This is a genomic window from Streptomyces sp. NPDC002232 (assembly GCF_042890295.1).
In the GTDB taxonomy this organism is placed as follows: Bacteria; Actinomycetota; Actinomycetes; order Streptomycetales; family Streptomycetaceae; genus Streptomyces.
In genome coordinates this window covers 536,196-546,771 of record NZ_JBIARV010000006.1, presented here as the reverse complement: position 1 = coordinate 546,771, position 10,576 = coordinate 536,196, and the positions used below count along the sequence as shown (strand labels likewise).

Sequence of the window (10,576 nt, the reverse complement as noted above, 5' to 3'; positions counted from 1 at the left end):
GTCAGTAGCCGGCGACCGGCCTGCGGTGGCAGATGCTGCGGATCCGCTCCTGGACGCGCTCCCGCAGCGCGGGGTCGAGGGCGTAGGTGTTGTGGGTGATGTTCTCGAGGTCGGTCAGCACCTCGTGGACGAGCTCCGCGACCTCCGCGACGTCGGCCTCGTCGAAACCGCGGGCCGCCATGCTGTTGCTGCCGAAGCGCACGCCCGAGGTGACGAACGCGGAGTGCGTGTCGCCGACGATCCGGTTCTTGTTGACGAGCACACCGCACTGCTCCAGCGCCTTCTCGGCGTTGACCCCGGTGACGCCGTACGACGTGAGCACGTCGGCCACGACGATGTGGTTGTCGGTTCCGCCGGAGATCACCCGCACTCCGCGGGCGACGAGCTGCCCGGCGAGGGCGGCCGCGAGATCGCGGACGCGGTGGATCCGGGCGGTGAACTCCGGCGTGGTCGCCGCCCCCAGGGCGTAGGCCTTGGCGGCGATGCTGTTGACCACGGGCGCGCCCTGGATCAGCGGGAAGAGCCCGGTGTTGAGGGTCTGCTGGAGCGTGCGGCCGGTGGGGAGCACCAGGTCGGCCGAGTCGCCGAGCATGATCAGACCGCCGCGCGGGCCGTAGAGCTGCTTGTGCGTGCAGGTGGTCACGACATGGGCGTGGGCCAGCGGCGAGGGGTGCAGACCGGCCACCACGAGACCGGCGATGTGGGTGATGTCGGCCAGCAGGTAGGCGCCCACCTCGTCGGCGATGGCGCGGAAGACGGCCCAGTCGAGCGTACGCGGGTAGGCGGTGGTGCCCGCGATGATCAGCTTCGGGCGGTGCGCGAGCGCCTGGGCGCGGACCTCCTCGTAGTCGATGAGGCCGTCCGCCCCGAGGCCGTAGCTGTGCGCCTCGAAGATCTTGCCCGAGAGGTTGACCTTGGCACCGTGGCTGAGGTGGCCGCCGGCGTCCAGGTCGAGGCCCAGGATCGGGTCGCCCGGCTTCAGGAGCGAGTTCATCACGACCTGGTTGGCGGTGCTCGCCGAGTGCGGCTGGACGTTCGCGTAGCGGGCGCCGAAGGCCTGCTTGGCGCGCTCGACCGCGAGCTCCTCGACCTTGTCGACGTTCACGCAGCCGGCGTGGAACCTGCGGCCGGGGTAGCCCTCGGCCGTGACGTTGGCGAAGAAGCTGCCCTCGGCCAGCAGCGCCGCCGGGTTCACGGGGCTGCACGAGGCGACCAGGGCGAGGGTCTCGCGCTGCCGGTGCAGCTCGTCGTCGAGGAGCCCGTACAGGGCCGGGTCCCCGAGCTCCATGGCGTGCAGGGCGTTCTCGTAGAAGGCCGAGAGCGGGGCGGTCGGAGGAGTGAGCGTGGGCAGTCCGACGGCTTGGGTCATGGGGCCGAATCCAAACTGTGAGGGGTGAGGGGGTTCAGAAGTTCGGCGTCGAGAGCATCGCCGCGACCTTGCGGTCGGGGTCCTCGAAGCCGCGCCGGCCGTGCATCACGCGCTTGTTGTCGATCATGACGATGTCGCCGGACTGCCACTGGAGGTCGACCCGCACCTCCTCGGTGGCGTCGAGCGCGTCCCAGCGGCAGTGCTGCGGGATGGACGAGCCGTCCTCGAAGGCCACGAGCGCCCCGGAGCCCAGGTAGCTGTTGCACAGCGTGGGCGCGTCCACGTAGGGGGCCTGCGGGACCGCGGACACGGTCCACTTCCAGTTGAGGTTGCCGGCCTCGTCGAAGTCGTACGCGAAGTCGTCGAAGGTGGCGAACAGCGCCTCCAGCTCGGCGCGGTCGGCCGTGCCGAACACGCGCTCCTGGTGCTCGGGGGCGGTCGGGAACGGCAGGCGCCAGGTCAGCCGCAGCCTGTCGAACAGCTCGCGGGTCTCGGGAGCGAGCCGCTTGTACGCCTCGACGCCGTCGTAGACCGTCGTCTCGCCGTCCTCGTCGGCCGGCCGCACGCAGTAGAACCACTGGAGGCCGGGGTGCAGCGGGCAGTAGCTCATCTCGGAGTGCGCCGGAATCGGGTTCCGGTGCGCGTCGACGAGGAGCACGGCGCCGTCGTCGGAGATCGTCTCCCGGTTGGGATTCTGGTGGAAGAACAGCTTCGACGAGAACTTCTGGACCAGCGCGCGGAAATCATCGGCGGTGGCGCCGAATCCACGGAACATCAACGTGCCGTGCTGCTTGAAGAGTTCGGAGATCTCGGAGTGCGGGAGTTCGGCGAGGGGGAGATCTGCGCTTTCGATCACCAGACCGTGGTGGTCGGAAAGGGGAGAAGTTTTGAAGGGGGTTATCGCCATGAGAATTCCTACGGAAGAGAGAGGCCCTGACTTTTCGTCACGACAATGACGTTAGGCGGGCGTTCATACGGTGGGCAATATCGGGATCCTGGACTGATCCGGTCACTGCAGCAGGTGTCCAATTCCGGCCACGGAACGGGGTGCGCGGTGTCCCCGGAACAGGTGTCACGGCTTTCGGGGGCGTGCGCCCCCGCCGGCCGGCGGCGAGCATGGGAGCCGATCGGTACATGCGGTACCTCCCCGTCCCGACCAGCGGAACGGCGGCGAACGGCAGGGGAAGGCAGGCGGTGGACGATGAACTCGTGCCCCACGCCGTACGCGGCCGGCCACCGGACCGACCGGCTCCCGGCGGTCCCCGTGCTCGGCCCGTCCGACTGCCATGTCTGGTGGGCGGATCCGGCCACGGTCACCGACGCCTGCCTGGACCTGCTCGACGAGACCGAGCAGTCCCGGCTCCCGCAGCTGCGCCGCGTCGAGGACCGGCAGCGGTTCATCGCCGGCCGCGCCCTGCTGCGCACCGCGGTCGCCGGCTACCTCGGCCTGCCGCCCCAGTGGGTCGAGGTGATCGCCCGCTGCCCCGACTGCGCCAGGAACCACGGGAAGCCCGAACTGCCGGGCACCGGGCTCCAGGTGTCGGTGTCCCACTCCGGCTCCCGGGTGGGGGTCGCCGTCACCCGCACGGGTCCCGTCGGGATCGACGTCGAGGAGATCAGCGCCTCCGTCGCCCCCGCGGAGCTGCTCCCCCACGTCCTCGGCCCCGCGGAGACGCGTACCCCCGCCCACGCCACCATCGGCGGCTTCCACCGGATGTGGACCCGGAAGGAGGCGGTGCTCAAGGCCACGGGCCAGGGACTGCGGATACCGCTGTCCGAGGTCGGGGTGTCGGCTCCGGAGGAGGACCCGAGGGTGCTGTTCCTGGGCGGTCCGGCGGCCCGGCCCGCCGAGGACTTCGTCCTGGCCGACCTGGAGGCCGGTGCGGGCTGCGCGGCCGCGGTCGCCGTGATCGGCGGCATCCGGCCCGTCTTCACCGCCTACTCCCGCAGCCGCCCCTCGGCCGCCGGGTTCAGTGCGGGGCCGCCGCGGGCTGCGGGGCCCGGGCGCTGAGCGGCCTCATGTCCGTCCACATCCGCTCGATGTGGTCGAGGCACTCCTGCCGCTCGCCGCTGAAGCCCTCCGGCTCCCAGCCGGCCGGCAGCTCGCGGTCGGCGGGCCAGAGCGAGTACTGCAGTTCGTGATTGCGGACCACGAGCTGGGTGCCGATGCCTTCGGTCGTCATGTCTCCACCTGCTGTCGTTGTCGGGGTTCGGGGGTGCGCGGGAAGGTCAGGGGGTGGTCAGGGCGGCGCGGACCAGCTGCGCCTTGTTGTGCGCGCCGAGCTTGGAGCGGATGCGCTTCACGTACGTGTCGACCGTGTGCTGGCTGATGCCGATCCGCCGGGCCGCCTGGTCGTGGGTGCAGCCCTCGACGAGGTGCCCGAGCACTTCGCGCTCCCTCGGCGAGAGCGTGGCGACGCCCTGCCGGACGGGCGCCGGTCCCGGTGCCGCCACCCGCCGGATGGCGGCCACGAGCAGCAGGGGCGCGTCGTCGAACGGAAGGGCCGCGCCCGTCCGTTCCGTGCCCGTCTCCGGTCCCCGGGTGAGGAGGACCGTGCGGGCGGCGGGGACGGCCGGCGCCCGCTCGCCGAGCAGGCCCCGGTCGAGCACGAGGCAGTCGACCGACCCGGGCGCCACCGCGAACGGCGTGCTCGCGGCGAACGCGACCTGGATGTCGGCCTCCGCGTCGAGCAGATAGCGGATGCCGAGCAGGGCGAGCTGGTTCTCGACGAAGATCCCGGCACGTGTCATGTCGTCGTCTCCCCGTCCTCACCCGGTCCGGTCCGTTCCGGCTCCACAGGACCAATCTGCGTGATCGGAGCACCCACCGGAAGGCGACTTCGGTGGCCCGTTGGGGCCCTGGACAGAAAGGGACATCGACGCACGGGGAGGTGAAGGGGCACGGGGCCGGGAATGCGGGAGTACGGGAGGACGGGAGAAGGAGGCCGGGCCTGCGGGAGTACGGGGCACGGGACGGCGAGTACAGGGATACGGGACCGGGGGTACAGGGCACGGGACCGGGAGTACGGGGGTACGGAACCGGGGCCGCGGGACCGGGCGTACGGGCGCGTGCCGAAGGGGCCGGCCCGTGGAGGGCCGGCCCCTGAGACGGTCACGGCGGCGTCAGCGCTGCTCGGAGATCCAGCCGTTCTGCGCGGCGCGGACGCCCGCCTCGAACCGGCTGCGCGCCCCGAGCCTGGTCATCAGCTCGGAGGCCAGCCGGCGCGCGGTCCGCGGGGACACCCCGAGCCGCTTCGCGATGGTCTCGTCCGTGTGCCCCTCGGCGAGCAGGACCACGACCGTGGCCTGCTGGTCGGTGAGGCCCTGCTCGTCGGCCCTGCTCTCCTCGTTGAGGGGCCGGGCGTCGTTCCAGACGCTGTCGAAGAGCGCGCACAGCGCGGTCAGCGTGCCCTGGCCGGTCAGCACGACGGCGCCCTCGGCGCTCTTGGCGCTGTTCACGGGGATGACGGCGGTCTTGCGGTCGAAGACGATCATCCGGGTCGGGAGGGTCGGCACGGTGCGCACCTGACCGCCGAGGGCGGACAGCCAGCTCACGTACTGGAGGGTGTGAGGGCTGTTGCGGGCGCTGTTGAGGTAGACCGTCCGCATCCGGACACCCCGGTCGAGGAGCTCCTGGTTGAGCGGCTTCGCGGCTTCGATGTGCTCCGGGCGCTGGGGCCCGTCCGGGGCGAAGGTCATGACCTCCTCCCGGGTCTCCCGGGTGAGGGCGGCGAGCCCGTCGCGGATCTGGTCGATCCCGGTCAGCCGCTCGCTGTGCGGCCGGTTGTCGGCCGGCCGTATCTCCTCGTACTCGGCGATCAGCTGGGCCGCGGCGGCCCGCGATTCCTCGAGGCGTCTCTGGTGCGCCGCGAGCTCGGCCTGCTGGCGCGCCATGAGCACTTGGAGGCCGACCTCGGGCGAGACGGGCCAGAGCGTGCCCTCCTGGTCGTAGGAGGGACGCAGCAGCGCCAGTTCGCTCAGGGTGTCGAGACCGTGCCGGACCTGCTCGGGAGTGAGGGCGAGGCGCTCCGCCAGGTCCGCCACGCCGTCGCGCGGCCGCGCCAGGAGACCCCGGTAGACGGCCTCGGCAATGGAATCAAGACCGAGCGATGTGAGCACGGCTCATCTCTCCCCCCGGAGATGCAACGGTTTAGAGCCCCATCATCACACGCGTGGCGCGATTTCTACAGAAGGAGTCCTGGACTGTACCGGCCATTGCCGGAATGGGACTTCTGTTCTTCTTCTTCCCGGTTCGTCCTTTGGGGAAAATGTCGGGCGTGTATCTCGTTCATACCGAACTCCTCAATAGGAAGGCGGAGTTGTGCATCCCTCAGAACCTCGCGGATCTCCTGCGCGACCTGGCACTTCCCGGCGACGGAGTGGAGCATGTGGTGATCCACCCGCGTCCGGGCCACGGTCTGACGGTGGGGGTCTATCTCCTCGCCGACCGTCTCCGGGTCGCGGAGGAGACGGCGGCACGGCTGTGCCTGCGCGCGGTCACCGAGATCGGTCCGCTGCCGGGGTGGCGGGTCGGCCGCTCGGAGGCGCCGCTGCTCGCGCCGTACGGCTTCGACGGATTCGTGGGCTGAGCTTCCCGGACGCGGCCCTCTGACCTCTTCGGTCCAGGGCCCGTTCCGTCCACCGGAAGTCCCTTCCGAACGCCTTTCGGCTTGACGAAGCTCTGTCACACCGAAAGAACGACCCCACCGACTCGTAAGGGACTCCCACCTTGCTGCGCTTCCGTTCCGCCCGCTGGGCCGCAGTCATCCTCACGGCTCTCGCTCTCCTGGTCCCGGCTTTCGACGAGGCCGGCGACACCGCCGGGACCACCGTCACCGCAGCCGCCCTGGGCGACGTGATCTGGGGCTGACCCCCGCTCCGACGCCCTGGCGTCGGTCCGTGGAACGGGACGCGGGGCGCCCCGGAGCCGCCCCCATCCAGAACGCCGAACGGCACCGAAGACAGAGTCTTCGGTGCCGTTTCGTCGTCTGCGCGGACCCCGTGGCCGCCCTTCAGGCCGTCCGCCGCTCGTGGCTCGCCCGCTCATGACTGCGCTGCCCGGGGCTCCGCGGCTCATGGCTCCGCCACAGGGCCAGCAGGACCGGAATGTCGTCCAGGACCTCGCCCACGAGGACCGGATCCCGCGCCGGGTGTCCCGAACCGGCTTGCTCGCACTCCGCGCAGAGGGCCATCCCGAGGCTCGCGACCCACGCCCCGCACGGCACACCGCAGGAATCGCACTCCACACGTCGCCCGCCCGCGCCCATGCCCGCCCTCCCCGGATGCGCCGTCAGCTCGCCAGGACTCTTCCCCGCCACGCCGCAAACGAACGGGTGTTTTACGGCCATCTCCCGGCGGCCATGTCCCGGCGGCCATATCCCGGGGCCGGAAGGGGTCGGGGACCTGATGGGGTCGGACCGGAATACCACCGGCCGGAGCGCGCCCGCCCCGAAGGTCAGCCCGGCTTCTTCGGCAGCCGGCGGTAACCGGGGTGGACGCCCGGGGTGAGGCCCTGCTGCTCGGCGATCCGCCCGAGCAGTGCCGTCAGCCGGGCCCGGTCCTCCTCGTCGAGCGCCGCGAACAGGTCGTCCTCGTGCAGCGCGGCGACCTCGCGGACCTGTCCGAGCGCGCGGCGGCCGTCCTCGGAGAGGTGCAGCTCGTGGTGGCGGCGGTCCTCGGCACTGCGGCGCCGCTCGACGAACCCCTTCTTCTCCAGGCTGTCGATGAGCGCGACGACCCGGCTCGGGACGACGCCGAGGTCGGTGGCGAGGGAGCGCTGGCTCCGTCCCGGCTCCATGGCGATCATCCGCAGCAGGCCGACGTCCGGCGGGGCGAGGCCGAGCTCACCGACGCGCTCGCCGAAGCGGCCCGCCGCGTGCGCCCCGAGCTGGGCGAGCAGGAACGCTCCGCCGCTCGGGGGCGGGGCCGCCGCTCCGGGATCTTCCACTGCTTGCCGGTCGCTGCTCACGGAGTTATCGTACGCCACAAGAATGATTCTCCCCTGTGAACTATTCTCCTTACAGAACGGACAGGACCCGTGTCTGAAGAGACCCGCACCCGGCCCGCGGAAGCCCCTGGGAAGGAAGCCCGGGGAGGGCCGCCGCCCGGCGTGCTCGCCGTGGTGTTCACCGGGTTGTTCCTGGCCGGGCTCGTGCTCAGCACCGTGCTCGGCGGCGGCGACCCCTTCCCCTCGCCCTTCGGCGGGACGGGCGCGACCGCCGAGATCGTGGCCTGGTTCCGGGCCCACTCCGACGCCGTCCGGATCTCCGGCGCCCTCCAGTTCGCGGCCTCGGTCCCGCTAGCCGTCTACGCCGCCACGGTCTCGGCCCGGCTGCACCGGCTCGGCGTCCGCGCCCCCGGCGCGACCATCGCCCTGGCCGGAGGTCTCCTCGCCGCCGGCTTCCTGGCCCTCTGCGGCCTGGTGAGCTGGACCCTCTCCCGTACGGAGGTGCTCGACCTCCCCTCGCTCGTCCGGGCCCTCCAGTACCTGGCCTTCGCCACCGGCGGTCCGGGCCACGTCGTGACGCTGGGCCTGCTCGTCGCCGGGATCGCGGTCCCCGGGCTCCTCGCCGGACTGCTGCCCCGCGCGCTCGCCGTGACCGGTCTCGTCCTGGCGGCGGTCGCCGAACTCTCCACCCTCACCCTGCTCTTCGACGGCGCCGCCCTGCTGCTGCCACTGGCCCGCTTCACCTGCCTGGGCTGGCTGATCGCCGCCGGCTTCCTGCTGCCCCGACGCCGCACCCGCAAGGAGCACTGACATGGCCGAGAACCTCACGCACAAGCTCGTGCGCTTCCAGCAGCCCGAGAAGACCCTGCGCTACCTGGGCGAACTGCCCGACACCCGCCTCGCCGGCCTCTTCGGCCTCGACACCGAGGCGTACCGGAAGCTGCTGGAGGACCTCGACGACCGGACCCGGCGCACCGCGGCCGAGCTGCTGGAGGACCCCGCCTTCGCCGAGCGGGCCGACCGGCTGCCGTTCCTGCCGGGACAGCGGGTCGTGGCCCTCGGCGAGAGCACCACCGCCGACCGGCTCTCCTGGTTCTCGATCCTGCGCCACCTGCTCCCGGAGGGCGTCGAACCCGTCGACCTCGCCGTCTCCGGTTCCACCACCACGCAGGCCCTCGCCCTCCTGCCGCAGCTCGCCTTCCGGCGCCCCGACTGGATCCTGTGCATGCTCGGCGCGAACGACGTCCAGCGCCTGGGGCGCCGCGCGGAAGCGCCCGGCACGCGGCTGGTCAGCGAGGCGGAGACCGAGCGGAACCTGCTCGCCCTGCGGGACCTCTCCGGCCTCGGCCCCGACCGCTGGATCTGGCTCACCCCGAGCTCCGTGGACCAGGAACGGGCCGACGCGTACGCGCACTTCCGACGCGCCGGAATCGGCTGGACGAGCGAGGACGTCGACGCCGTCGCCGACTTCCTCCTCGGGCGCCCCGAGCTCACGGTCGACACCCGGCCGGCCACGGCGGGACGGCACCTCGACGACGGCGTCCACCTCACCCTCGAAGGCCAGCGGGCCGTCACGGTCGCGCTCGTCGACGCGCTCGCGCGGGAGGCGTCATGAGGCTGATGCTCTTCGGCGTCACCGGCGGTACGGGCGCCCAGCTCCTCGCCCAGGCCCTCGGCGCCGGCCACCGGGTGACCGCCGTCGTCCGCGCCCCCGCCCGGGTCCCGGTCACGGCCCCGGACGCGCCGCTGACCGTCCTGCCCGGCGACGCCCTCGCCCCCGAGACCTGGCAGCAGGCGGTCGCCGGTCACGACGCCGTACTCTCCTGCCTCGGCAGCACCGACCGCAAGCACCCCACGGCCGTCTACTCCCGGGGCACCCGGAACATCGTCGAGGCCATGCGCGGCTCCGGCGTCGCCCGGCTGCTCTGCCTCTCCTCCGCCGGCCTGGACACCGCCCCGGACGTGCCGCTGCCGCAGCGGCTCGTCACCCGGTACGTGATCCGGCGGCTCTACCGGCACGGCTACGCCGACATGGCCCGGATGGAGGCCTTCGTACGGTCGCCCGCCGCCGACGGCACCGCCTGGACGGTGGTGCGGCCCCCGATGCTGACCGACGGCCCGCTGACCGGCGCCTACCGGACCGCCGAGAACGGCCGCCTGGCGCGGCCCGCGTCCCTCTCCCGCGCCGACCTCGCCCACTACCTCCTCACCCACGTCGACGACCCGCGCGCCCACCGGGCCGTCGTCGAGGTCGCGTACTGAGCGCCCCCGTCCCCGCCCTCCGCCGGGAAACCGCACTCATATGTGCGGCTCCTCGCACGCCCGTGCGTCCGGTGCGGAAGAATGGGGCGGTGACCTCTCCCCGTTCCCCGCGCCCCTCCGCCCCGACGGCCCGGCTGATCGCCACCGACCTCGACGGCACCCTGCTCCGCGACGACAAGTCCGTCTCGGAGCGCACGGTCGCCGCCCTCGCCGCGGCCGAGCGGGCCGGCATCGAGGTCTTCTTCGTGACCGGCCGCCCGGCCCGCTGGATGGACGTCGTCCGCGACCACGTCCACGGGCACGGCCTCGCGATCTGCGCCAACGGCGCCGCGGTGGTCGACCTCCACGCGGGAGGCACCTTCCAGGAGGTCCGCCCGCTGGAGCGGCCCGCCGCGCTCGACGTCGTCCGCGCCCTGCGCGCCGCCGCACCGGGGACGACCTTCGCCGTCGAGCTCACCACGGGCATCCACTACGAACCGCTGTACCCGCCGTTCTTCCTCGACCCCGGTGCCACCGTCGCCACCGCCGAGAAGCTCCTCTTCGAGGAGACGCCCGGCTCGGCCGCCCCCGTGCTCAAGCTGCTGGCCCAGCACCCCGACCTGGACCCCGACGCCTTCCTCGCGACCGCGCGGGAGGCGGCGGGAGACCTGGCCTCCTTCACCCGGTCCAGCCCGACCGCGCTCATCGAGATCAGCGCCCTGGGCGTCTCCAAGGCCTCCACCCTGGCCCTGTGCTGCGCCGAGCGCGGCATCACGGCCGAGGAGGTCGTCGCCTTCGGCGACATGCCGAACGACATCGAGATGCTCAGCTGGGCCGGCCGCTCGTACGCGATGGGCAACGCGCACCCCGACGTCATCACCGCCGCCTCGGGCCGCACGGTCGGCAACAACGAGGACGGGGTGGCCGTCGTCGTCGAGCAGCTCATCGCCGAGGCCCTGGCCGCCCGGGGATAGCGGGGCCCTGGGCCGGAACGGGTCCCGGCGGCAGTCCGCAAGCTC

Annotated in this window: 13 protein-coding genes; 7 read left to right on the top strand and 6 right to left on the bottom strand. The window is 72.4% G+C overall.

The window, feature by feature from the left end:
- Position 1 precedes the first annotated feature (1 nt).
- Together glyA and ACFYXU_RS30740 are read right to left on the bottom strand one after the other, a co-directional pair.
- Positions 2-1,369: a serine hydroxymethyltransferase gene (glyA, locus tag ACFYXU_RS30745; RefSeq protein WP_389460953.1), complete on the bottom strand. Its 1,368-nt coding sequence runs from the start codon at positions 1,367-1,369 to the stop codon at positions 2-4.
- Positions 1,370-1,403: 34 nt separating this feature from the next.
- Complete coding sequence (locus tag ACFYXU_RS30740) at positions 1,404-2,225, bottom strand: TauD/TfdA family dioxygenase (protein ID WP_389460951.1); 822 nt, start codon at positions 2,223-2,225, stop codon at positions 1,404-1,406.
- A gap of 345 nt (positions 2,226-2,570) precedes the next feature.
- On the opposite strand from ACFYXU_RS30740, the gene ACFYXU_RS30735 reads away from it, so the two are divergent.
- Positions 2,571-3,380 (top strand): 4'-phosphopantetheinyl transferase family protein, encoded by an 810-nt coding sequence (locus ACFYXU_RS30735; protein ID WP_376507544.1) that lies wholly within the window; start codon positions 2,571-2,573, stop codon positions 3,378-3,380.
- On the opposite strand, the gene ACFYXU_RS30730 is transcribed toward ACFYXU_RS30735, so the two are convergent.
- The 3 genes from ACFYXU_RS30730 to ACFYXU_RS30720 form a co-directional block, all read right to left on the bottom strand.
- Entirely contained in the window at positions 3,340-3,552 is a 213-nt protein-coding gene (locus ACFYXU_RS30730; RefSeq protein ID WP_093878732.1) for an MbtH family protein, read from the bottom strand. The two genes, ACFYXU_RS30735 and ACFYXU_RS30730, sit on opposite strands and share 41 nt — an antisense overlap.
- A gap of 46 nt (positions 3,553-3,598) precedes the next feature.
- The gene (locus ACFYXU_RS30725) at positions 3,599-4,120 is read right to left on the bottom strand and encodes a response regulator transcription factor (protein ID WP_389407851.1); all 522 of its coding nucleotides are present in this window, start codon (positions 4,118-4,120) and stop codon (positions 3,599-3,601) included.
- 372 nt (positions 4,121-4,492) lie between these two features.
- Positions 4,493-5,488 (bottom strand): helix-turn-helix transcriptional regulator, encoded by a 996-nt coding sequence (locus ACFYXU_RS30720; protein WP_329856087.1) that lies wholly within the window; start codon positions 5,486-5,488, stop codon positions 4,493-4,495.
- A gap of 158 nt (positions 5,489-5,646) precedes the next feature.
- On the opposite strand from ACFYXU_RS30720, the gene ACFYXU_RS30715 reads away from it, so the two are divergent.
- Both ACFYXU_RS30715 and ACFYXU_RS30710 read left to right on the top strand, forming a co-directional pair.
- Positions 5,647-5,958 carry a hypothetical protein gene (locus tag ACFYXU_RS30715; RefSeq protein WP_329856085.1) on the top strand — a complete coding sequence of 104 codons (312 nt, stop codon included), beginning with the start codon at positions 5,647-5,649 and terminating at the stop codon, positions 5,956-5,958.
- Positions 5,959-6,098: 140 nt separating this feature from the next.
- A complete protein-coding gene (locus tag ACFYXU_RS30710) occupies positions 6,099-6,239 on the top strand; it encodes a hypothetical protein (protein ID WP_389407850.1) in 141 nt (46 codons plus the stop codon).
- 585 nt (positions 6,240-6,824) lie between these two features.
- Here the strand turns inward: ACFYXU_RS30710 and ACFYXU_RS30705 are convergent.
- Complete coding sequence (locus ACFYXU_RS30705) at positions 6,825-7,337, bottom strand: MarR family winged helix-turn-helix transcriptional regulator (RefSeq protein WP_376507542.1); 513 nt, start codon at positions 7,335-7,337, stop codon at positions 6,825-6,827.
- 69 nt (positions 7,338-7,406) lie between these two features.
- Here ACFYXU_RS30705 and ACFYXU_RS30700 point away from each other — a divergent pair, with 69 nt between their 5' ends.
- The 4 genes from ACFYXU_RS30700 to ACFYXU_RS30685 all read left to right on the top strand — a co-directional run bounded on the left by ACFYXU_RS30700 (position 7,407) and on the right by ACFYXU_RS30685 (position 10,531).
- Positions 7,407-8,126, top strand: a complete 720-nt coding sequence (locus tag ACFYXU_RS30700) for a hypothetical protein (protein WP_389460948.1) — start codon at positions 7,407-7,409, stop codon at positions 8,124-8,126.
- Position 8,127: 1 nt separating this feature from the next.
- Positions 8,128-8,931: an SGNH/GDSL hydrolase family protein gene (locus ACFYXU_RS30695; RefSeq protein ID WP_389460946.1), complete on the top strand. Its 804-nt coding sequence runs from the start codon at positions 8,128-8,130 to the stop codon at positions 8,929-8,931.
- Positions 8,928-9,578 (top strand): NAD(P)-dependent oxidoreductase, encoded by a 651-nt coding sequence (locus tag ACFYXU_RS30690; protein ID WP_389460944.1) that lies wholly within the window; start codon positions 8,928-8,930, stop codon positions 9,576-9,578. The genes ACFYXU_RS30695 and ACFYXU_RS30690 overlap by 4 nt, the downstream gene beginning before the upstream one ends.
- Before the next feature lie 89 nt (positions 9,579-9,667).
- Entirely contained in the window at positions 9,668-10,531 is an 864-nt protein-coding gene (locus tag ACFYXU_RS30685; RefSeq protein WP_376507537.1) for a Cof-type HAD-IIB family hydrolase, read from the top strand.
- The last annotated feature ends 45 nt before the right edge of the window (positions 10,532-10,576 follow it).

Excerpts from the sequence above, each read along its gene's own strand:
- ACFYXU_RS30730 (WP_093878732.1), bottom strand. The coding sequence starts at position 3,552 with ATGACGACCGAAGGCATCGGCACCCAGCTCGTGGTCCGCAATCACGAA.
- ACFYXU_RS30725 (WP_389407851.1), bottom strand. The coding sequence starts at position 4,120 with ATGACACGTGCCGGGATCTTCGTCGAGAACCAGCTCGCCCTGCTCGGC.
- glyA (WP_389460953.1), bottom strand. The coding sequence starts at position 1,369 with ATGACCCAAGCCGTCGGACTGCCCACGCTCACTCCTCCGACCGCCCCG.
- ACFYXU_RS30690 (WP_389460944.1), top strand. The coding sequence starts at position 8,928 with ATGAGGCTGATGCTCTTCGGCGTCACCGGCGGTACGGGCGCCCAGCTC.
- ACFYXU_RS30695 (WP_389460946.1), top strand. The coding sequence starts at position 8,128 with ATGGCCGAGAACCTCACGCACAAGCTCGTGCGCTTCCAGCAGCCCGAG.
- ACFYXU_RS30735 (WP_376507544.1), top strand. The coding sequence starts at position 2,571 with ATGAACTCGTGCCCCACGCCGTACGCGGCCGGCCACCGGACCGACCGG.